This window comes from Chitinophaga sp. CF418 (assembly GCF_900142925.1).
Lineage (GTDB): Bacteria > Bacteroidota > Bacteroidia > Chitinophagales > Chitinophagaceae > Chitinophaga.
Window position 1 is genome coordinate 193170 of record NZ_FRCN01000015.1, and the last position, 21393, is coordinate 214562.

Annotated in this window: 21 protein-coding genes; 15 read left to right on the plus strand and 6 right to left on the minus strand. The window is 44.2% G+C overall.

Annotated elements, in window-relative coordinates:
- Positions 1–230 precede the first annotated feature (230 nt).
- A complete protein-coding gene (locus F3I09_RS28540; RefSeq protein WP_149698468.1) occupies positions 231–968 on the plus strand; it encodes a superoxide dismutase in 738 nt (245 codons plus the stop codon).
- Positions 969–1044: 76 nt separating this feature from the next.
- Here F3I09_RS28540 and F3I09_RS28545 read toward each other — a convergent pair whose 3' ends face one another.
- From F3I09_RS28545 to F3I09_RS28555, 3 genes are all read right to left on the minus strand, one after another.
- Entirely contained in the window at positions 1045–2670 is a 1626-nt protein-coding gene (locus F3I09_RS28545; RefSeq protein WP_149698469.1) for a glycosyltransferase family 39 protein, read from the minus strand.
- A 30-nt stretch (positions 2671–2700) separates the two neighbouring features.
- Positions 2701–3363, minus strand: a complete 663-nt coding sequence (locus F3I09_RS28550) for a phosphatase PAP2 family protein (protein ID WP_149698470.1) — start codon at positions 3361–3363, stop codon at positions 2701–2703.
- Positions 3364–3522: 159 nt separating this feature from the next.
- Complete coding sequence (locus tag F3I09_RS28555) at positions 3523–4965, minus strand: LptF/LptG family permease (RefSeq protein ID WP_149698471.1); 1443 nt, start codon at positions 4963–4965, stop codon at positions 3523–3525.
- Positions 4966–5115: 150 nt separating this feature from the next.
- On the opposite strand from F3I09_RS28555, the gene F3I09_RS28560 reads away from it, so the two are divergent.
- A complete protein-coding gene (locus F3I09_RS28560) occupies positions 5116–5727 on the plus strand; it encodes a hypothetical protein (protein WP_149698472.1) in 612 nt (203 codons plus the stop codon).
- A 4-nt stretch (positions 5728–5731) separates the two neighbouring features.
- On the opposite strand, the gene F3I09_RS28565 is transcribed toward F3I09_RS28560, so the two are convergent.
- Positions 5732–6112 (minus strand): START-like domain-containing protein, encoded by a 381-nt coding sequence (locus tag F3I09_RS28565; protein ID WP_012788999.1) that lies wholly within the window; start codon positions 6110–6112, stop codon positions 5732–5734.
- 369 nt (positions 6113–6481) lie between these two features.
- On the opposite strand from F3I09_RS28565, the gene F3I09_RS28570 reads away from it, so the two are divergent.
- The 11 genes from F3I09_RS28570 to F3I09_RS28620 all read left to right on the plus strand — a co-directional run bounded on the left by F3I09_RS28570 (position 6482) and on the right by F3I09_RS28620 (position 15926).
- Positions 6482–7351: an RNA polymerase sigma factor RpoD/SigA gene (locus tag F3I09_RS28570; RefSeq protein WP_044218015.1), complete on the plus strand. Its 870-nt coding sequence runs from the start codon at positions 6482–6484 to the stop codon at positions 7349–7351.
- A gap of 207 nt (positions 7352–7558) precedes the next feature.
- A complete protein-coding gene (gene ffh / locus F3I09_RS28575) occupies positions 7559–8884 on the plus strand; it encodes a signal recognition particle protein (RefSeq protein WP_149698473.1) in 1326 nt (441 codons plus the stop codon).
- Positions 8885–9015: 131 nt separating this feature from the next.
- Positions 9016–9456: a 30S ribosomal protein S16 gene (rpsP, locus tag F3I09_RS34685; protein WP_089834281.1), complete on the plus strand. Its 441-nt coding sequence runs from the start codon at positions 9016–9018 to the stop codon at positions 9454–9456.
- A gap of 77 nt (positions 9457–9533) precedes the next feature.
- Complete coding sequence (rimM, locus tag F3I09_RS28585; protein ID WP_149698474.1) at positions 9534–10055, plus strand: ribosome maturation factor RimM; 522 nt, start codon at positions 9534–9536, stop codon at positions 10053–10055.
- A 56-nt stretch (positions 10056–10111) separates the two neighbouring features.
- Positions 10112–10783, plus strand: coding sequence for a tRNA (guanosine(37)-N1)-methyltransferase TrmD (trmD, locus tag F3I09_RS28590; protein ID WP_149698475.1), 672 nt, complete (start codon positions 10112–10114; stop codon positions 10781–10783).
- 110 nt (positions 10784–10893) lie between these two features.
- Positions 10894–11241, plus strand: a complete 348-nt coding sequence (gene rplS / locus F3I09_RS28595) for a 50S ribosomal protein L19 (RefSeq protein ID WP_149698476.1) — start codon at positions 10894–10896, stop codon at positions 11239–11241.
- Between the two features lie 191 nt (positions 11242–11432).
- Positions 11433–11669, plus strand: coding sequence for a twin-arginine translocase TatA/TatE family subunit (locus F3I09_RS28600; RefSeq protein ID WP_089834277.1), 237 nt, complete (start codon positions 11433–11435; stop codon positions 11667–11669).
- Between the two features lie 199 nt (positions 11670–11868).
- The gene (gene gatA / locus F3I09_RS28605; RefSeq protein ID WP_149698477.1) at positions 11869–13308 is read left to right on the plus strand and encodes an Asp-tRNA(Asn)/Glu-tRNA(Gln) amidotransferase subunit GatA; all 1440 of its coding nucleotides are present in this window, start codon (positions 11869–11871) and stop codon (positions 13306–13308) included.
- Positions 13309–13321: 13 nt separating this feature from the next.
- The gene (locus F3I09_RS28610) at positions 13322–14668 is read left to right on the plus strand and encodes a lytic transglycosylase domain-containing protein (protein WP_188133989.1); all 1347 of its coding nucleotides are present in this window, start codon (positions 13322–13324) and stop codon (positions 14666–14668) included.
- 96 nt (positions 14669–14764) lie between these two features.
- The gene (locus F3I09_RS28615; protein ID WP_149698479.1) at positions 14765–15067 is read left to right on the plus strand and encodes an autorepressor SdpR family transcription factor; all 303 of its coding nucleotides are present in this window, start codon (positions 14765–14767) and stop codon (positions 15065–15067) included.
- Positions 15054–15926, plus strand: coding sequence for an SdpI family protein (locus tag F3I09_RS28620; protein WP_188133990.1), 873 nt, complete (start codon positions 15054–15056; stop codon positions 15924–15926). Before F3I09_RS28615 ends, F3I09_RS28620 begins: the two co-directional genes overlap by 14 nt.
- 58 nt (positions 15927–15984) lie before the next feature.
- On the opposite strand, the gene F3I09_RS28625 is transcribed toward F3I09_RS28620, so the two are convergent.
- Entirely contained in the window at positions 15985–17418 is a 1434-nt protein-coding gene (locus F3I09_RS28625) for a cation:proton antiporter (protein ID WP_149698481.1), read from the minus strand.
- A gap of 133 nt (positions 17419–17551) precedes the next feature.
- Here F3I09_RS28625 and F3I09_RS28630 point away from each other — a divergent pair, with 133 nt between their 5' ends.
- Together F3I09_RS28630 and F3I09_RS28635 are read left to right on the plus strand one after the other, a co-directional pair.
- Positions 17552–20086: a phosphocholine-specific phospholipase C gene (locus tag F3I09_RS28630; protein ID WP_149698482.1), complete on the plus strand. Its 2535-nt coding sequence runs from the start codon at positions 17552–17554 to the stop codon at positions 20084–20086.
- Positions 20087–20127: 41 nt separating this feature from the next.
- Positions 20128–20844 carry a 3-ketoacyl-ACP reductase gene (locus F3I09_RS28635; RefSeq protein WP_149698483.1) on the plus strand — a complete coding sequence of 239 codons (717 nt, stop codon included), beginning with the start codon at positions 20128–20130 and terminating at the stop codon, positions 20842–20844.
- Positions 20845–20897: 53 nt separating this feature from the next.
- On the opposite strand, the gene F3I09_RS28640 is transcribed toward F3I09_RS28635, so the two are convergent.
- Positions 20898–21323 carry a SufE family protein gene (locus F3I09_RS28640; RefSeq protein WP_149698484.1) on the minus strand — a complete coding sequence of 142 codons (426 nt, stop codon included), beginning with the start codon at positions 21321–21323 and terminating at the stop codon, positions 20898–20900.
- Positions 21324–21393: the final 70 nt, after the last annotated feature.

Genomic DNA, 21393 nt, shown 5'->3' on the forward strand with positions numbered 1-21393 from the left:
AAGTAAAGAAAAAGTTAAAGTTTCACATGAAAGCGTATGGTAAAATAACAATTAATTTGAAAAGATTGTGAAATGACGTCGTTATTTTAGTGAGAATCTGTGTTTTAATGACAATTGTTCGATGGCCGGTGCAACTCATGAAATAAATTTCTATAATATTGGTGTAGAATTTGCTGTTTTGGCTTTACCATTGAAGTTCTTTATTCATCATAATTTTAATGCCTTAGTATATGAACAAGAGAGAATTTATAAAGCTGGCCGGTCTGGCCGGTGTAGCAGCTTTAAGCAATCCCTCAGGTATAGTGGCTGCTCCTGCGGCCCGTAGAGGGGTGTCCGTTTTAGACGGCAATGCAAAAGCTCCTTTTGAGGTACCACCTTTACCCTATGGATACGACGCTTTAGAGCCGCATATTGACAAGACAACGATGGAGATCCACCACGACAAACACCATGGCGCCTACGTTAAGAACCTGAATGACGCTGTAAAGGGATCATCTTACGAAAATCTTTCACTTGAAGAGATCCTCGCGAAAGTAAAAGCTGACGATAAAGCCGTACGCAATAACGCGGGTGGCCATTATAATCATTCCCTGTTCTGGAAGCTGTTGTCTCCTCAGAAAACAACGCCTTCAGATAAAGTGAAAACCGCTATCAACGATACTTTTACCTCTTTTGAAAAGTTCCAGGACAGCTTCAATGCTGCCGCTAAAGGAGTGTTTGGCTCCGGGTGGGCATGGCTGATCGTAACACCAGGTAAGAAATTGTCCGTTATATCAACACCTAACCAGGACAACCCATTGATGGAAAACATCGTGAAGGAACGTGGTACACCTATCCTGGGACTGGATGTATGGGAACATGCTTACTACCTGAAATATCATAACGTTCGTGCTGAATATATTACTGCTTTCTGGAATGTTGTGAACTGGAATGAGGTAGATAGATTATATACAGCAGCTGTAAAATAGTCCGTGGACATTATATATAAAGAGAGAAGGCGTTCTGTTATAACAGAACGCCTTCTCTCTTTATATATAATGTATCTTATTTTCTTTTAAAGAACACGAAGCCATTCCTCTCTCCAATTACCTCCAGGTTAGGGTCTTTTCTCCATGTTTCGCTGTCGGTTATACGGCAGACAAAAAAAGTAGGTCTGTCTACGGGACCGCTTAGCAGCCAGTCCATGTTATAATAGTTCTTGTTGGCCGGTGGCAGTTTTTTCGTGTAGAATAAATGGGCGTAACTGTGGTACTTCAGGACCTGTACATAGCTGTCTTTCCGTTCAAATGTCCTAAAAAAGTCAATGGCTGCCCCCTGCGAGTACTGCTCTATTTTGGGCGTAAAATGCACGATGGTGACCTGTATAGCGGCTATAGTGCTCAGGAACATACATAACAGCCCTGCCTTCACCTTTTTCTGGAATAAGAGAACGGACGCTATAATGATGAGCAGCATATAACCTACGCCGTAAGCAATTTCCCAGGAGGACCAGGGTACCTGGGCCTGGAGATTGGCCTGCGCTACCTTATCGCTAATATGAGGAATCAGCACATCTTTATAAAGACCCACCAAAGGGAGCAGGGCAATGGTGAGACCGATCACAAGGCCGGTCAGGAGCATGAATACGATATTCCAGGCATGCAGCTGCAATTTATTCTCTGCGATCCTGTATAGCTGCCAGGCAGCCAGAAAACTGAGCGGAAAGTAACAGAGTGAAGAATAGTGGACGATCTTGGTCTCTACAATAGAGAACAGGATCAATACTACCCAGAACAATACCCACATCCAGATTTTAAAGTCCTTTATTTCTGCCGGAGCAGAACCGGTATAGATAGATTTGCCTTTACGTCCCCTGATATAAGTGAACAGGAAAAGGCTGGCGGGGAAACAACCTATCAGCAATACTATCCAATGATAGAAGAAAGAACCGCCGTGACCGGCATCAGGGGTGGTAAGCAGTCTTATCTGGTAGGTAACGAATTGGTCGATGAACCACCAGCCATGTACGATGAGTTCAGATCCGAACCACAGAGCGGTAGTGATGAATGCAAATAGCGCTATTAGTCCGAGCTTAGCAAGACTGATACCGATCTTACCTTTTTTATATACCCAGTAGAAGAGCAGTGTCAGTATAGTAACCAGGATGGCTACCGGACCTTTGGTCAGCACTGCCAGGCCCAGGAATATACCGCTCAGAATAGCCATCCGGGATGGCTTAGTGGCATAGGCCACACGGAAGGCGCAGTAAACGGCCAGGAATATGAAAAAGTTGAAAGTGGGATCTATGATACCTGATTTGAAATAGAAGTGGGGCAGCCAGGAGCCGGCATAAGCTAACGCCCACCATAAGCCCAGCTTTTCGTCGGCCAGCTTTTTGCCGATACCGTAAAGCGTCACCAGCGTAGCAATACCAAGCACACCATTCGGGAAACGGGCTGCAAATTCATTCACACCAAAAATATGCATACTGGCAGCCTGCAGCCAGATAAACAAAGGTGGTTTTTCCCAGAAAGGCTGGAAGTCGATCTGTACCTGTGAATAGTTATGGCTGACGATCATTTCTCTTGCGGCTTCAGCAAAATTGATCTCATCCCAGTCAAACAGATGCACCGCCCCGAGGAAGGGTATAAAAAGAATGGCAGCTGCTATAGCAATCAACAGGTATTTCATAAATCGTCCAAGTCAACAATAATAACTAAATCAGGTCAGACCAATGATTGGTTCTGCAGCCACTTCAGGGGATGATTTCATCCTTCTCTGGTGGAACAATGAGTAAACAACCAGGCTGCTCGTTGTGCCAATAATGCTTCCTGTATACACATCCACGAAAAAATGCTGTGCCAGGTAAATTCTTGAGTAAGCGGCTAATAATGCCAGTGTTAAGAACGCAAATCCTGCTAATTTATTCCTGCAGATCAGCGTTAAAAAAGTAAACATGGCAAATGCTGTGGTTGTATGCCCCGAGGGGAAACTGCAGGAGCCATGCACAGGTACCCATTTTACAGTGTGTACCAGCACAGCTGTATCAGCAAAATAAAGTGACGGTCTTGGCTCGTTGTAATAATGCTTGGCCACCTGTACGACGAGTGTTACCAGCAGCAGTATCGTGCCGGCGCTCAGGAACAGTTTGTATTTTCTGAAGGCCAGGATACAGGCCAACATCAGTGCAAAGGTAATACCATCTCCGATGTAGGTAATACCCGTCATGGCTACATCAGCCCATGGCGCGTGTGCATGGTTGATGGCCAGGAATAATTCTTCATGTGTGAAATAGGCCTGTAACAGGGCTCCTCCAACAATCCATAAAAGGAATGGTAAAAAGAAGCTAGCGTTCTTTCCTAACAGTGTTATTAGTGTTTTCATAGTTGTAGGTTGTGCCCCCCCCACAAGAAAGAGCTATGCGCAGGAAGTTCAGACATTTTCCCTTAGTGGGGGCACAGGTTAGTCCCTGCCCGGCAAATGAGGTCTGCCCGGAAAATAGTGCTGAAAATCTTGAAGCGGATAGCTAATAGCTTATGGCTGTCAAGTTGTAGGCTTTGTGTTAAATCTTTGAAAGAGCTTTTTTATTTTATTGAATATCCTGAAATAAAACTCTTTGTTGAACAATTGAGAATCATTCAATGCTTTGTATATCAGGAACATAGCAATAGGCATAAGGACAATATTGGAGAGCCACATACCACTCCAGGTGGTCATCACATCTTTTCTGGCCATCTTCTCTCCGACCATGAAAAATATGTTAAAAATTACAAAAAACACAACAGCAAATATCAAAGGTGTACCCAGACCGCCTTTCCGGATAATGGAACCCAGCGGAGCGCCTATCAGGAACATCACGATACAGGAAAAGGCCAGTGTGAATTTGCGCTGCCATTCCACTTTATGGAGTAGTAAAGTGCTGTGCTTATCACCAAATTCTCTCGCAGGTCCTTCCAGGTTATTCTGTCCGTCACGGATGTTCTGTTCAGCTCTTTCCATTACATAGCGGAGAGATTTCTCAGGAATAACATCCTTAAAGCTTGTGGTATTAGCGGCTAAAGGCGTCGCTTTAGCCAGCCAGCCTGTATCTTCCCATTTATAGAAAGGATAACGGGTAGTAATATAGGCATTAACAGTACGCGAAAACAGTTTTTCTTCCTTGTACAGGGAATCTATAGCCTTGTCCAGTTGTCTTACATTCAGCATTTGCTGGTTAGATGCAAACAGGCCCATGTCCAGCCTGCTGAACGCGAAGGAGCTGAGGTCAAATGCTTTTTTGTATTCCCTGAAACCAAGACGGATCAGTTCTCCCGGCGTGGTGGAACTACGGTTATTGCGTTCTTCATATCGCCATCCTTTTTCCAGTATGAAGTACAGGAAACGCTTGTCAGGAGAAAGCAGCATGGTCCCTTTTTCTGCCAGTATAACCTTATCGCCTCCTCCCGGTGTGTGGTCGATGATCATTACCTGGTGAATGGTTTTATTGTCGTTCTCTTTCTGTGCTACTTTGATGGTGTAGTCGGGAATGTCGGTATAGAATACACCTGCTTTGATATTGAAGGCAGGTTTTGAGTTAGTAATATCATACAAAAGTGACTTAGCCCGAAGGTTAGCCACTGGCATGGCGTAATTGTTAAAGAGGAAAGCCAGAACAGCGATAGTGCTGCAGACCATGAGCAGCGGACGCATAAAGCGGGTGAGAGATATGCCGGACGATTTCAGTGCTACCAGCTCGAAGCTTTCTCCCAGGTTACCAAAAGTCATGATGGACGACAGCAATACGGCCAGCGGAAGGGCCAGCGATACCAGGTTAGCGCTGGTATAGGTGATCAGCTCCATGATCACCGGTGTATCAAGACCTTTACCTACCAGGTCATCGATATACTTCCACAGGAATTGCATCACCAGTACAAACAGGGTAACAAAGAAGGTAGCCACGAATGGCCCCATGAATGTTTTAATGATGAGCTTATCCAGTTTTTTCACTTCCTGCGTATGTTAGTTCGATGTTACATGGACGTTAATTCGTACATGAAGCGCACAAATTTAATATCATTTATGAAAGTGATATCAAGTAAGGATTAAAATTACAGTTAAATTTCCCGCGAATGGGAGTCGCTGGCGTAAATTTATGGGATGGAAATAATTTCACTGACAGCGGAAGAGCAGGCGTTGGTTGTTAATGCGGATTGGTTGTATCTGAAAAACAATGTTTTACAGAAAGTAATGGCATTGATGGGGCAGTTACAAAGGGCATTGGAGACGCATCCGGGAACAAAAATATTTCCTTTTCCGGAGCACACGTTACAGGCGGGAGGAAAAATATCCCGGGGAGAGCGGTATAAGGAATTGCCTTATATCATACTGGATTATCCCCGTTTTTTCAGCAGGCACAATATTTTCGCATTCCGCACCATGTTCTGGTGGGGACATTACTTCGTTGCCACCCTGCATCTGGCGGGGGCGGAGAAAGAAAAATATAGTGACGCGATAACTTCGGCCTGGCAGCAGCTGGCAGAGCATCAATTTCAGGTCTACCTTCAGGAAGACCCCTGGCATCACGATTTAGAAAATGGGAATTACAAATTAATATCAGCCATACCGGTACTGGAATTCAAGCAGCTGATCGCCCGGCGTTCTTTTATTAAACTTGCTAAACCTTACAGTTTTGAAGAATGGGGAAAGATAGTTCCGGAGGTAGTAAGAGATTACGCTCTTTTGCTACAGGTACTGGTCAATACTGACTGACCGGTTAGTTACCTATCCTGTGGAAGAGGTCTTTAACCTGGTAGTCCCACAATTGGCTCTGGTCGGCTATCTCTTTCTTTTCTGCAAAATCTCTAACGATCAGAATTGTTTCATTAGTCACCTCGGAGATCTGTATGCGAAATTCAAAGAATTCTTCCTTGGGCGCATGTTTCCAATGTAAACGGATAAATTCATCTTCTTCCTGTTCAAGCACTTCAGCCTCTTCTGTGGAACCATTCCATGAAAAGGAGAAGACGCTGTCCCTGTAATCTACTTTATCTGCGAACCACTCCTGCAGACCTGCGGGAGTGGAAAGGAATTCGTATAAGATACTTGGTGAGCACCGTACCGGATATTCCAACTCATATTGCACTTTCTTAGACATCGCTCAAGTAATTAGTAAATCAATAGCATCTGGCTGCAATTATAGAAAATTATTTATTCTGTCAAAATTATTTTGCATTTTTTTTTAATAATTGCTTAAAATCTTATACACTTTATAAATAACAATTCTATTAGGAAAATTATAAATACATTAGCAATATGCACCGTTTGTTTTCACAGCTTTTTGTGGGAAAACTCCTATTTGAAGGTTCCAATAATAAGTTGTGAATGATGAAACGTTTTTGCTTGAAAATGGTTTAATAACCAATTATTTTTTTTGGGAGCTATCTAAAAAAACTTATTTTTGTCTGGCATTCATCAAATAGGGTAACATTTTATTAACCTGTAACTGTTCCGATTCTTTATGTCAATGCGCCAACTCAAAATCACGAAATCCATCACGAATAGGGAATCCCAGTCCCTGGAAAAGTATTTGCAGGAAATTGGGAAGGTGGATTTAATTACTCCGGAGGAAGAAGTGAACCTGGCTATCCGCATTAAGCAAGGGGATCAGAGAGCGTTGGAAAAGCTTACTAAAGCTAACCTCCGTTTTGTGGTGTCTGTTGCAAAGCAGTATCAGAACCAGGGTTTATCGCTTAGTGATCTGATCAATGAGGGTAATCTGGGCCTGATCAAAGCTGCACAGCGTTTTGACGAGACCCGCGGGTTTAAGTTCATTTCCTATGCCGTATGGTGGATCCGTCAGTCTATTCTGCAGGCATTGGCAGAACAGAGCCGTATCGTACGTCTGCCGCTGAATAAAGTGGGTTTGAGCAATAAGATCAGTAAGGCATATTCTCAATTGGAGCAGGAATTTGAAAGAGAGCCGTCTCCTGACGAACTGGCCACCATCCTGGAGATCAATACGGAAGAAGTAGAAGCCACTTTAGGTGTTGCTGCCCGTCACGTATCTATGGATGCTCCGTTCATCGATGGGGAAGATAACTCTCTGCTGGATGTACTCGCTAATCCAAATGCAGTAAACGCAGATGAAGAACTGGATCACCACGATTCACTGCGCCGCGAAATAGAACGTTCTTTGTCCACTCTTACAGACAGGCAGAAAGATGTGATCATTCTGTACTTCGGTATAGCAGTTGAACATCCGATGTCACTGGAAGATATAGGTGAGAAATTTGGCCTGACCCGTGAAAGAGTACGTCAGATCAAGGATAAAGCGATTACAAAATTGCGTACCACTTCCCGCAGCAAACTGCTGAGAAATTACCTGGGAAGTTGATTACAATCGTTTTCAACGCAATAATCCTAAAAAAGATAAAGACTTTATATAAGAAAAAGGTGAATATCGGGTAGATATTCACCTTTTTTCGTTATTTGCAGCCTTCTGGTGGTTTAGAAGTTACTTTATATTATTTTTGCAACCCCTGAAGCTATCAGTCCGTATAGGACGGACAGCAGAACGGCAAAAAATTAAACAAGATCAAAAATGTTTGAATCATTATCAGAGCGGCTCGACTCGGCGTTTAAACAACTGAAAGGCGAAGGCCGTATCAGTGAAATCAACGTAGCTTCTACAGTGAAGGAAATACGCCGGGCGCTGGTAGATGCTGATGTTAACTATAAAATTGCTAAGGATTTTACAGATCGTGTAAGGGAGAAAGCCCTGGGTGAAAAGGTAATTACCGCTATTTCTCCCGGACAGCTGATGGTGAAGATCGTGAAGGATGAGCTGGCTGAACTGATGGGCGGTAGTGAAGCTGAACTGGACACGAAGGCAAATCCTACTGTAATACTGATTGCAGGGTTACAGGGTTCCGGTAAAACAACCTTTTCCGGTAAACTGGCTAATTTCCTCAAAACAAAGAAAGGCAAGAAACCTCTGCTGGTAGCCGCCGACATTTACCGTCCGGCGGCGATTGATCAGCTGAAAGTGCTGGGCGAGCAGATAGGGGTGGAAGTATACAATGAACCTGAGAACAAGGATGCGGTAAAGATTGCACAGAATGCTATCCAGCATGCAAAGCAACAGGGGAATAATATCATCATCATCGATACCGCCGGTCGTCTGGCGGTTGATGAAGTGATGATGACCGAAGTGGCTAATGTAAAGGCTGCAGTAAAACCGAACGAGATCCTGTTTGTAGTAGACTCCATGACTGGTCAGGATGCTGTGAATACGGCCAAAGCGTTCAATGATCGCCTGGACTTCAGCGGGGTGGTGCTGACCAAACTAGACGGTGATACCCGTGGTGGTGCGGCCCTGACTATCAAGTACACGGTAGAAAAGCCCATCAAGTTTGTGAGTATGGGTGAAAAGCTGGATACGCTGGATGTATTCTATCCTGAACGTATGGCGCAGCGTATTCTGGGGATGGGTGATATCACTACCCTGGTAGAGCGTGCCCAGGAGCAGTTCAACGAAGAGCAGGCAAAGAAACTGGAGAAGAAGATCCGTCAGAACCAGTTTGACTTTGAAGATTTCCGCGAACAGCTGCAGCAGATCAAAAAAATGGGTAACTTGAAGGACCTGATGGGAATGATTCCCGGGGTCGGAAAAGCTATAAAAGACATTGACATCAGTGACGACGCATTCAAGGGTATTGAAGCGATGATCGGTTCCATGACGCCGTACGAGCGGAATAACCCCGATATTATTGACGGCAGCCGTCGCAAGCGTATTGCTAAAGGCTCCGGAAAAGATATCCAGGATGTGAACCAGTTTATGAAGCAGTTTGACCAGATGCGTCAGATGATGAAGATGATGAACAAGTTTGGAGCTGGTGGTAAAGGGCTGAGAGCTTTGGGCAGATAAAATTTAGGAGAAATTCTACAATTTGTAGACTTTTAACAGAAAATATTTTGAACTGTCGGGTTTAAAAATTACCTTTGCTGCCCCAATTAAATATTTTTTCATAACTCGCAAAAAAATAATTCGAATTATTTATGCCAGTAAAAATCAGACTACAACGTCATGGCGCTAAGAAGAGACCTTTTTATTTTATCGTAGTTGCCGATGCTCGCGCGCCAAGAGATGGTAAATTCATCCAGAAAATCGGTACTTACAATCCGCTGACTGTTCCTGCCTCTATCAACATTGATACAGAAAAGGCACTGCGTTGGTTGCAGAAGGGTGCACAGCCTACAGACACCGTAAGAAGAATCCTGTCATTTAAAGGTGTTCTTTACCTGAAACACCTGTTGAGAGGTGTGAAACTGGGTCTGTTCGATGAGCCTACCGCTTTCCAGAAATTCGAACAATGGCAGGCTGAACACGAGCAGAAAGTTGCTGCCCGTCGTGACAGTCACAAAAAAGCTAGAGTTGCAACTCCAATCGTAAGAAGAGTAGAAGATAGTCCTGCTCAGCCAGAAGGTGGTGAAGCATAATCTAAGCTTTTGAATCATACTGAAAGGGAAATATTTGTACGCAAATATTTCCCTTTTTCATAGCCGGAAGGACACATATGAATAATTACTTCAGCATAGGGAAACTGGTATCGGTATTTGGCCTACAGGGAGAATTGATCCTTAAGCACAGCCTGGGGAAAAAAACATCCCTGCCCGGAGTGGAAGCATTGTTCCTGGAAGAACGCAAGAATAGCTTTATTCCATACTTTGTTCAGAAGACCAATGTGAAGGACCATGAGCATGTGTTTGTCAAGCTGGAAGGAATAGATACGAAAGAAGCAGCCCGGAAGCTGGTACAGGTGCCTGTTTATCTGGAAGAAGATGACTTTAAGAAGCAGGCAGCCTCTTCCTCGCCATTGTCTATGCTCGGGTATATGGTGCATGACAAAGAGCAGGGAGAACTGGGTGTGATAGAAGAAGTAATAGAAATGCCGATGCAGGTGCTGGTAAAGGTCATTTTCCGGGAGAAAGAGATGCTTTTGCCACTCAATGAGCAATCGCTTGTGAAAGTGGATAAAAAGCGCCAGATCGTGCATGTAGACCTTCCAGATGGCTTGTTGGATATCTATCTGGAGTAGGAGAGGGGATTTATTGTTCACTATGGCCTGTAAAATGGCTGGTTGAGTCATTAAGTATGAGAATTGATATCATTACTGTACAACCGGGGTTGCTGGAAAGTCCCTTTTCACATTCCATACTGAAGCGGGCTCAGACAAAAGGACTCCTGGAAGTACATACACATAATCTGCGGGATTATTCTACGCTCAAACATCAGCAGGTAGATGACTACCAGTTTGGAGGGGGAGCAGGTATGGTAATGATGCTGGAACCAATGGTAAATGCCATTGAGAGCCTGCAGGCGAAGGTGAAATACGATGAGGTGATCTATCTGACGCCCGACGGGGAAACGTTGAACCAACGCATCGCTAATCAGTTATCCCTAAAAGGAAACCTGCTGCTGTTATGTGGCCACTACAAAGGTATTGACGAACGCATCCGTATTCACTTTGTTACAAAAGAGATCTCCATAGGAGATTATGTATTGTCTGGCGGAGAGCTGGCGGCTGCCGTGCTGGTAGATGCCATTGGAAGGCTGATACCTGGTGTGCTGAATGATGAGACGTCTGCTTTGCTGGATTCGTTCCAGGATAACCTGCTGGCGCCCCCTGTATATACCCGGCCGGAGGAGTTCAGGGGATGGCGCGTGCCAGATGTGCTGTTAAGTGGAGATCACAAGAAAATTGATAACTGGCGGCATGACCAGGCGCTGGAGCGCACAAAGGAACGCCGTCCGGATCTGTTATAAAGTAGGGTTGATTGTCAATCCATTGAAAAAATATTCTTTAATAAAAGGAGTTGTTATTTGGAAGTTGTGTATTTCTCAGTTACCTTTGCACTCCGATAAATATTTGAAAGATGAACGCTATTTCTTTTGTTCACGAGCAACTGACAGGTAAGAAATCATACCCGAAGTTTAAAGCCGGTGACAACGTCACTGTAAACTATAAAATTGTTGAAGGTAACAAGGAAAGAATCCAGTCCTTCAAAGGTGATGTTTTGAAAGTACAGGGTACTGGTGCAACCGTATCCTTTACAGTAAGGAAAATCTCTGATGGTGTAGGTGTAGAAAGGGTATTCCCTCTGTTCTCTCCTCATATCGACGGAATCGTCCTGAATAAGGTTGGTAAAGTAAGAAGGGCTAAGCTGTTCTACCTGCGCGAGCGTGCTGGTAAAGCTGCCCGTATCAAAGAGAAAAGGGTTTAGTATAAATACAGGGAAATTAGTGATAACGGGGACCGTTCCGGTTCCCGTTTTTTTTCATGTCTATGAAAACCGGATGCCACGTAGAGGAGAACTCTTAAAATAGAATTAAAACTTTGCAGGTCATTCCAGGTATACCTAAATCCCGAATATATTTACCTATCTTTGTTTGCTTAACGTTTAAAACTGAGAAAATGACTGCCGTTATAGTTAAATCACCACTTTTATTATTCCAGGAATTAGGTATGACAGAATTACTTTTGATCGCTTTGGTTGTATTGCTGTTGTTTGGTGGTAAAAAAATTCCAGAACTGATGCGTGGCCTTGGTAAAGGTATCCGTGAGTTCAACGACGCAAAGAATAATGTGCGTAAAGAGATCGAAGATGGTATGAAAGATCAGCCAGCTACGACTGACCACAAGAATGCCTAATTAGTATCCTGCCTGGCAGGAAAATTGGAATTTCTCGTTTCTTTGATTCAAACGTGAAGTGGAATAGTGTGCCTGTGAAGAGGATTGCATCAATCACTTATTAGCTGCTATATACCAGTATGCCAACTGAACCGTCATTCGGTTTCGGCTTTCAAGTTTGACCTAGCAATTATTTTATAAGAAATTAACTGGTTTGGCTTTGTCTGAATTCAGCAGTATATCGGCTTTTCAAGAAGCATTATACGCCGGCAGAACAACCTGTACGGAGATGGTACAGTATTACCTGTACCGAATTGAACAGACAAAACACCTGAATGCTTTTCTGGAAGTTTTTGAGGAAGAAGCCCTTGCGAAAGCGCATGCACTGGATACCCGTATAAAGAACGGGGAGCCTGTGGGAGCGCTTGCGGGCATTGTGATAGGCATTAAGGATGTTATCTGTTATAAAGGACATAAAGTAAGCGCCGCTTCTCGCATACTGGAGGGATTTACTTCCCTATATTCTGCAACAGCTGTGGAAAGACTGTTGGCGGAAGATGCTATTATTATTGGCAATCTCAACTGTGATGAATTCGCGATGGGATCTACCAATGAGAATTCAGCATATGGACCGGTGTTGAACGCATTGGACAATACCCGTGTACCAGGTGGATCATCTGGCGGTTCGGCTGTGGCAGTACAGGCGGATCTTTGCATGGTGAGTCTGGGAAGTGATACAGGAGGATCTGTAAGGCAGCCAGCTGATTTCTGTGGCATTGTAGGATTAAAGCCGACTTATGGCCGTATATCCCGCTATGGACTGATCGCTTATGCCTCATCCTTTGATCAGATAGGCATTTTTGGCAGGAATATTGCAGATGTGGCAAGGATCCTACAAATAATCGCAGGGCCTGATGGATATGATAGTACCGCTTCTAAAGAAGAAGTACCTGATTATCAGATAATGCACAATAAATCCTGGAAAATAGCGTATTTAAAGGATGCGTTGTTCCACCCCGGCCTCGATGAGGAAATGAAGGAAGGATATACCAGCTTTTTTGAAGAACTTAAAGCAGCAGGGGATACAGTCACAGCAGCTGATTTCGCTTATCTTGATTATGTAGTTCCAGCATATTATGTGCTTACTACCGCAGAAGCTTCATCCAATCTTTCACGGTTTGATGGAGTAAAATACGGACACAGGACTTCACTTAAAAACCTGGAACTGGCAGACTTTTATAAGAAAAGCAGGTCTGAAGGTTTTGGAAAAGAAGTAAAACGGCGTATATTACTGGGGACTTTTGTACTTAGTGCAGGCTATTATGATGCATACTTCACTAAGGCCCAACAGGTTAGAAGACTGGTGGTAGATAAATTGTCAGAGATCTTATCCCAGTATGATGCGATTATTATGCCAACAGTGCCTTCAACGGCATTTAAAATAGGTGAAAAAGCGGACGATCCAATAGCCATGTACCTGGCAGACATTTACACGGTACTGGCAAATCTGGCAGGGGTACCGGCAATTTCCGTACCTTTGCAGCGGCATTCAAACGGAATGCCATATGGTGTACAGATCATCACAAAGCAATTTAGCGAAGCAAACCTGTTAAGCATTGCGGAACATGTAATGCAGATACGGAAGGTTACTCCTGTTTAAAATAAATATGTGTATGAGGAAAATCTTTTTACTACTGCTGTTGCCAACTTTGGGTGCAGGGAATTTTGAAGCGATTGGTGGCAATGGTGTACCTAAAGAGATGGTTACTCCCTATGGAGGACCGGATACTATGGTACTGAACCACAAAATACGTTTACCTAAAGACACGGTAGTTGTGCCTTCGGAAACGTCACAGACTGTGCGCAAGAATGCTCAGAGTCTACCGTCCAGCATCAGCAGCCCCAAGGTCTATGAACAGATCAACAACAACATTGTAGCTGGATACATCAACAACTTTGCCAGCAGATACAGTCAACATCTGCAGGTAATGGTATCCAGGGGCCAGCCTTACTTTGTAATGGTGGAGAAAATCTTCAGGGAACATGGTATTCCTGAAGAAATGAAATATCTCGCCGTAATCGAATCCAGCTTTAATACTAACGCACGTTCCCGTGTAGGTGCCGTTGGAGCCTGGCAGTTCATGTCCGGTACAGCGCGTATCTTCGGTCTCAGTGTGGGTAAAAAAGTGGACGAAAGAAAAGACTTCTATAAGTCTACTGTGGCAGCTGCCAAGTTCCTGAATGAACTGTACAACCAGTTCGGTGATTGGTTACTGGTAGTGGCTGCTTACAATTGTGGGCCCGGCGGCGTACAACGTGCTATGAATGCCAGCGGCCGTACAGATTTCTGGGGTATGCAGTACTTCCTGCCCGCAGAGTCCCGTAATCACGTTTACAAATTCATCGCTACCGGTTATATCCTCGATAGGTTCAATAACTTCTTCGGTGTAGGTGATGACATGGATAACACCGCGGTAAACGCTGTTGCAGCGCCAGGCGCGGTTTATTCATCTAGTGAACTGACAGAAGAAGAAATGTTCAATACAGTGGAATTCAATATCTCCGGCAAGTACCGCCTGGATGCTATTGCAAAGAAACTGAACATGGAAATGGCAGAGCTGGAGCATCTGAACCCGGATTTCGCCAAAATGATGGCAAGCCCGGAAAACAGCTATGACCTGAGAATCCCTAAAGATAAAATGAAGGAATTCCAGGCTGAGAAAGAGGAGATCCTGAAGGAATCCTTACAGATGATGCTGGATGATAAGGCTACCACTTTCGACAAGTCACGCTTCCCGGCACCAGCAAAAATCGCTGCTCCTGCTGAAGCTAAAGCTAAAGCCAAAAGGACCGTAACTGCTTCTAAAGCTAAATCTACCAGATCTGCTAAGGTTAAAGCAACAGCAAAAGGTAAAACAAGCAAAGCAGCTACCGCTAAAAAGAAAACAATAGCGAAGAAAACAACTGCTAAGAAGCCGGTAACTAAAAAAACGACTTTGAAGAAGACCTCACTTCGTTAAACATAATTCACAAAAAAGAAAAGCCTGATCATTTGATCAGGCTTTTTCTTTTTTTATTACATTTGTATTTAGATGTTTGTCTAAATATATAATAACATGAATACTGTATTTAAAGCACTAAACGATAAAACCAGGCGGGATATCCTGGAGCTCCTGAAAGAAGGGGATAAAACGGCCGGTGAAATAGCCGACCACTTCAATTTTTCCAAACCTACTATTTCGCATCACCTGGACCTGCTAAGGCAAGCAGAGCTGATTGTCAGCGAAAAACAAGGTCAGTTCATTTCTTATTCACTGAACACTACGGTGGTAGATGAGCTGCTGAAATGGGTATTGCAGTTTTCCTCGAATGCCAATAAAAAATCTGAAAATAAAAAACTGGGTTATGAAGGTCAATAACATTGGAAGAGAAATTCCTTTTATACTGTTGTTTTTAATGCCCTGGATAGTATACCTGCTGCTCGGGGTGCAATTGCCGGAGCAGATAGCTTCGCACTATACCGTGGAAGACGGAAAATGGATAGCGGACAGATATTCTTCCCCATTGGGATTGCTGGCGGGATTGTATGTTGGCGCTATAGTCGTATATATTGCCATGTCTTTACCGGCGGTACTAAAGGGCGCCCGTCCGGAAATGAGCACAGGTATGAAACATTGGCTGTATTATTTCAAGCTGGTAATAATCGCCTTTATGCTTATGCTGCCAACATATTCCTTACTTGCTGCGAGCCATAAGTTACCAGACTTTTCCGATGCCAATATCGCCAATGCATCCATGATCCTGCTGCTGGTCATTCTTAATGCATTCCTGTATTTCCTCTTCTCAAGAGTGAACAAGGATATGCCCAAACCCGTGTCTGAAAAATATTATAAGATCATCTGGGTGGGTACACATATAGTAACCAGTGCTGGACCACTATTGGTAATTCTTTCATCCCAGGGTATTCGCGCGGAAAGACTGATACCTGAGCTGACAATGCTTTTTATCGCCATATGCGGAAACCTGCTTTATAATGCTAGGCCTAATCGATATATGGGGATCAGAACGCCCTGGACATTACGTAATGAAGAAGTGTGGAGAAGAACTCACCATGTAGGCGGAATATGGAGTTTTGCTGCAGGTATCGCCGGGTTTGTCATTTGCATTTTTGCCCCGGAAAAAATGCTTCACATGCTAACCCCAGCTGTGGCGATATTGATCGGCGTTGTCAGTATCGGTTATTCCTATTGGTTGTATCGTAAGATCGTTACACATTGATATAAATAAGAAAGCCGTCAGTATATGACGGCTTTCCTGATTTATATTGTACAATGCATTATCCTATCTGGCTTGCATGTAAGCGGCTTTCTTCCACCTTTTTCACGATATCGAGCAAAGGACCCGTCATAAATGTGGTCGCTAATGCCATCAACACCAGCATGGCGAAGATCTCCGGAGAGAGAATGCCCAGGTCGTAGCCTATATTCAGCACCACCAGTTCCATCAGTCCACGGGTATTCATCAGCGCACCTATTCCCAGTGAATCAGTCCAGGACTGCCCCATCAGTTTGGCTGTCAACATACTGCCGCCCAGTTTTCCGCCTACTGCCACTAGCATGATCAAACCAAACACTGCCCAGAGCTGCCCCTGTCCCAGCAGGCCTATCTGGGTACGTAAACCGGTGAAAACAAAGAAAATAGGCAATAATAACAGTACGCTTACATCTTCCAGTTTGTCCGTCAGGAGCTTCTGCACAGATACTTCCGCAGGCATAATCACACCTGCCAGGAAAGCCCCGAATAATGCGTGGATACCGATCACTTCCGCAGCCCATGCAGAGAATAGTAAGGTCATGAAGGCTACTGCAACAACTGATTTGTTTTGATTCGCTGCATGTAGTTTGAGAATCTTTTTATGCAGCCAGGGTTTCAGCAGATATAACATAGCGCCGAGAAATGCAATTGCCATCACCATTGTGATAACTGCGCTCCACAAACTGGCGGCCTTTACGATGGCAATCACTACGGCGAGGATACACCATGCAGTCACATCATCAGCAGCAGCACAGGTGATGGCCAATAAACCAAGTGGAGTGCCACTCAGTTTTCTTTCCTGTACGATACGCGCCAGTACGGGAAAAGCTGTTATACTCATAGCAATACCCATAAATAAAGCGAAAGACAGGAAGTTTACATTGGCTGGTGAAAACTGTGGATAAATATGATATGCCAGTAATACGCCGAGGAAGAAAGGGAAAATAATGCTGGCATGACTAATCATCACAGCGTCATGTGCCTTGTTCTTCATCTTATGTGTATCCAGCTCCATGCCTACTACAAACATGAAGAACGCCAATCCTATCTGGCTAAGGAACTGTAAGTTCTTAAAACCTTCTGTAGGGAAAATGAACGCACTTCCACTGGGCCAGATCATACCAAATAACGAAGGCCCAAGGCAGATTCCGGCTACTATTTCGCCAACAACTGATGGCTGCCCGATTTTGTTCGCCAGCCATCCAAATAATCTGGCTGTCAGCAATATCAGTATGATCTGTAACAATAGCAATGCTAAAGGATGTTGTACATTATGTACAAGCGACGTCCATATACCTTCTGCTGAGGCAGCAGGTGCCGGTGTTGCAGTTACTGCAACCTTATTTGTCTGTGAAGTTGGATCTATTGTCAGATGGTTACCCTGTCTGATAATAAACCAGATCAGACATCCGAAAAAGCCGATAATCAGCGGATAAAACAACAGTCTCTTATTCATAATTAATACCGGTTGGTTGCACGAAAGATAATAATAATATCTGGGTACATCACACTAATGTAGTATTAAATTACTTTGAAAGTTATGGTGATATAGCATCAGCTTGACAGAGGTTATGTATATTGTTGGCACTATGGATACAAGGAGAGACTTTATCAAAAAGGCCGCTTTATTATCAGGTGGTACAGGACTGGCAGGGGTATTGCCCGCATCCATTCAACGGGCACTGGCTATTAATCCCGCTGCAGGAAGCACCTTTCTGGATGCAGAACATGTCGTGTTACTAATGCAGGAAAACAGATCCTTCGATCATGCGCTTGGCACATTGAGAGGGGTACGTGGTTTTAATGATCCGCGTGCGATTACATTGCCCAACAAAAATCTTGTATGGTTGCAGTCAAATGCTGCAGGAGAAACGTATGCTCCTTTCCGTTTGGATATTAAGGATTCGAAAGTTACCTGGATGAGTTCCCTCCCGCATTCCTGGGAAAACCAGGTAGATGCCCGCAATGATGGAAAGTATGATAGGTGGCTGGATGTAAAACAATCCGGCAATAAAGAATATAAAGACCTGCCTCTTACAATGGGGTACTACACAAGGGAAGATATTCCCTTCTATTATGCCCTGGCAGACGCATTTACAGTGTGTGATCAGAATTTCTGCTCATCTCTGACTGGCACAACTCCAAACAGGCTATACTTCTGGACTGGAACCATCCGTGAAAAGCAAAGTCCGGATGCTGCACCTAATGTGCGTAATTCAGAAGTGGATTATCCTGTTCCCGCCAACTGGCCCACCTTTCCTGAAAGATTGGAAGAGCATGGCATCAGCTGGAAAGTATATCAGAACGAACTGAGTGTAGGTGTTGGTTTCAATGGTGAAGAAGATGCCTGGCTGGCTAATTTTACTGATAATCCGCTTGAATTCTTCTCACAGTACAGACCTCAGTTTTCGATAGCTCACTATAAGCATTTACAACAAAGCATCCCCCGTCTAACAGGCGCTATCAAAACACTGGAAGGCAAAATCACGGCTGGCAATAATACTGCAGAGTTGAGTAAAGAATTGGAGGAGAAGCGGGCGCAGCTAGACAGGTACAAAGAGGAAGAAGTTAAATGGCGTCCTGAGAAATTTGAACTGCTTTCCGAAAAGGAAAAGAACATACACAGAAAAGCATTTGTCACCAACGAAAAGGATGCGGATTATCATCAGCTAACTACTCTGCAGTATCATGATGGTAATACGGAACGTACTATGAACGTGCCTAAAGGCGATGTTCTTTATCAGTTCAGGGACGATGTAAAAAAGGGAGAACTGCCTACCGTATCCTGGCTAGTGGCGCCGGAGAATTTCTCTGATCACCCGGGAGCTCCCTGGTATGGTGCATGGTATCTTGCGGAGGTAATGGATATCCTGACACAGAATCCGGAGGTATGGAAGAAAACGATTTTTATTCTTGCGTATGATGAGAATGACGGAGACTTTGACCACGTGCCGCCTTTTGTACCACCGCACGGGCCTGGCACCGGACTCGCCTCTGCCGGCATAGATACCGGCGTGGAATATGTGACTCGTGAGCAGGAACTCAGGAAAAAAGGCATGAATGAAGAAGATGTGAGAGAAAGTCCCATTGGTCTGGGATACCGCGTACCACTGATCATTGCTTCTCCGTGGAGTCGCGGAGGCATGGCCTGTTCAGAGGTATTTGACCACACATCTGTATTGCAGTTCATGGAACATTTCCTGACTCATAAAACCGGTAAGTCTATCGTTGAAAGCAACATCACCGATTGGCGCCGTACCGTGTGTGGTGACCTGACCTCCGTATTCCGTCCATATAACGGGGAGAAAATACCCCTGCCTGCGTTTGGCGACAAAGACGCTTTTATTGAAAGTATCCACAAGGCACAGTTTAAAGAAGTGCCTTCTGGCTTTAAAAAGCTGACAGCGGCAGAAATTGCAGCTATTAACAAGGATACTACTGCTCCTCATATGGCGAGACAGGAAGAAGGCGTTCGTCCGGCATGTGCATTGCCATACGAGTTATACGTAGATGGGAAACCTGGCAGTGACAGGAAATCCTTCGAAATAAAATTCACCGCCGGTACTGAACTGGCAGGCAAACGGTCTGCCGGTGTACCATTTAATGTATATGCACCTGGCAAGTACCTGTCTGCAGATAAAGGTACTTTTGAAGCTGTAAAAACATGGGCTTATGCAGTAAAAGCAGGCGATAGCCTGACTGACAAATGGCCCTTAGCATCATTTGAAAACGGGCTGTATCATCTACGGGTATATGGGCCCAATGGCTTTTACAGGGAATTCATGGGAGATGACAAGGATCCGCTGGTAGATATCGAATGTGGATATGAACGGAAAGGCAAAGCGTTTACAGGCAATGTTTCTCTACAGTTAAACAATCTTGATAATACACATGTATATACTGTAGAGATCAATGATCACGCATATAAAAGTGGTGACCATAAAAAGGTGCTGACTACCGGAGGGAAATCTTCAATAGTGCTCGACCTCAGCAAAAGCTACGGCTGGTACGATTTCAGCGTCCGGATCACTGGCAATAAGACATTTGAAAGAAGATACGCCGGACATGTGGAAAATGGGAAAGTCACATTTAGTGACCCTGCGATGGGCAGAGTTAAGTTATAACAGAACCGTACCTTTGCAAGCGAAACCACAAATACGTAAACATGGAATCAATAAAAGGTAAAAATGCGCTGGTAACAGGCGCAGGAAAGGGAATAGGAAGGGCAGTAGCAAAACAACTGGCAGCAGAAGGCGTGAACCTGGCTTTGCTGGCACGCACTGAAAAAGATCTGCAAGCCGTTGCAGATGAGTTGAAAGGAACAGGTGTAAAAGTGGTATATGCTGTTGCTGATGTAGCTGACCGAGAAGCAGTAGAAGCAGCAATAGAGAAAATGAGCACAGCACTTGGCAGTATTGATATCCTGATCAATAATGCAGGTATTGGAAAGTTTGCCAAGTTCCTGGAATTGGAACCCGAGGAATGGGAGCAGGTAATAAAGGTGAACCTGTTTGGCGCCTATTATGTAATACGTGCGGTATTGCCAGGTATGTTGTCCCGTCAGAGCGGTGACATTGTGAATATATCTTCTACTGCAGGACAGAGAGGAGCACCGGTGACCAGTGCTTATAGTGCATCTAAATTCGGACTGATAGGTATGTCCGAATCGCTGATGCAGGAAGTACGTAAATCCAATATAAGGGTAACTACATTAACGCCCAGTACAATTGCAACCGATATGGCGATAGAGCTGAAACTGACAGACGGTAATCCTGAAAAGGTAATGCAGCCCGAAGATTTCGCAGAGCTGATCGTAATGCAGTTAAAACTGAACAGGCGGACGTTTGTGAAGGAGGCCGGTTTATGGTCTACCAACCCGTGATTAATCTTATCATATTGTTTAAAAGGTCCCGCTTTCTGCGGGACCTTTTATTTTTACATATGTTGCAATAACTGTATCTGGTAGGCAACCGCCTGCGATTTCATCTTGCGTAATATTAATGGCCATTGGACAGATAAGAATGGCTGGAAAAGTCCGGATATCTCGTTCATGAAATAAATATCGGCGTCAGCAATATCCTTAGGATGATTGCCGGACAATATCCGGCTGAACATGGCCAGCAGGCCATTACTATCTTTATCACTGGACCATGCAGTAAACCATACTTTTTCTTTGATATAGACGGCACGCACCCACATATCGGAAATCCAGCCCTGTACACGATAATGATCGTGTTTATATTTATCTTCTATCAACGGTAGTGATTTGGCAACATTCTCTATATAATGCTGGCGGCTTTCTTCATCTTCCAAAAGGAGAACGTCCTCGATCAGTTTATCCTGTGCTTCATTTATTGACATAGACTCTCGTTTTAAGGTGACAATATGAAATTAAGAATATATGCCGAGGATGAAAACTCCAAAACGGAAA

Coding starts and splice junctions, on each gene's coding strand:
- F3I09_RS28565 (WP_012788999.1), bottom strand. CDS start 6,112: ATGTCTAAGAAAGTGCAATATGAGTTGGAATATCCGGTACGGTGCTCA.
- F3I09_RS28625 (WP_149698481.1), bottom strand. CDS start 17,418: ATGAATAAGAGACTGTTGTTTTATCCGCTGATTATCGGCTTTTTCGGA.
- F3I09_RS28540 (WP_149698468.1), top strand. CDS start 231: ATGAACAAGAGAGAATTTATAAAGCTGGCCGGTCTGGCCGGTGTAGCA.
- F3I09_RS28640 (WP_149698484.1), bottom strand. CDS start 21,323: ATGTCAATAAATGAAGCACAGGATAAACTGATCGAGGACGTTCTCCTT.
- F3I09_RS28560 (WP_149698472.1), top strand. CDS start 5,116: ATGGAAATAATTTCACTGACAGCGGAAGAGCAGGCGTTGGTTGTTAAT.
- ffh (WP_149698473.1), top strand. CDS start 7,559: ATGTTTGAATCATTATCAGAGCGGCTCGACTCGGCGTTTAAACAACTG.
- F3I09_RS28545 (WP_149698469.1), bottom strand. CDS start 2,670: ATGAAATACCTGTTGATTGCTATAGCAGCTGCCATTCTTTTTATACCC.
- rpsP (WP_089834281.1), top strand. CDS start 9,016: ATGCCAGTAAAAATCAGACTACAACGTCATGGCGCTAAGAAGAGACCT.
- trmD (WP_149698475.1), top strand. CDS start 10,112: ATGAGAATTGATATCATTACTGTACAACCGGGGTTGCTGGAAAGTCCC.
- F3I09_RS28610 (WP_188133989.1), top strand. CDS start 13,322: ATGAGGAAAATCTTTTTACTACTGCTGTTGCCAACTTTGGGTGCAGGG.
- F3I09_RS28600 (WP_089834277.1), top strand. CDS start 11,433: ATGACTGCCGTTATAGTTAAATCACCACTTTTATTATTCCAGGAATTA.
- rimM (WP_149698474.1), top strand. CDS start 9,534: ATGAATAATTACTTCAGCATAGGGAAACTGGTATCGGTATTTGGCCTA.
- F3I09_RS28615 (WP_149698479.1), top strand. CDS start 14,765: ATGAATACTGTATTTAAAGCACTAAACGATAAAACCAGGCGGGATATC.
- F3I09_RS28635 (WP_149698483.1), top strand. CDS start 20,128: ATGGAATCAATAAAAGGTAAAAATGCGCTGGTAACAGGCGCAGGAAAG.
- F3I09_RS28570 (WP_044218015.1), top strand. CDS start 6,482: ATGCGCCAACTCAAAATCACGAAATCCATCACGAATAGGGAATCCCAG.
- rplS (WP_149698476.1), top strand. CDS start 10,894: ATGAACGCTATTTCTTTTGTTCACGAGCAACTGACAGGTAAGAAATCA.
- F3I09_RS28620 (WP_188133990.1), top strand. CDS start 15,054: ATGAAGGTCAATAACATTGGAAGAGAAATTCCTTTTATACTGTTGTTT.
- F3I09_RS28550 (WP_149698470.1), bottom strand. CDS start 3,363: ATGAAAACACTAATAACACTGTTAGGAAAGAACGCTAGCTTCTTTTTA.
- F3I09_RS28630 (WP_149698482.1), top strand. CDS start 17,552: ATGGATACAAGGAGAGACTTTATCAAAAAGGCCGCTTTATTATCAGGT.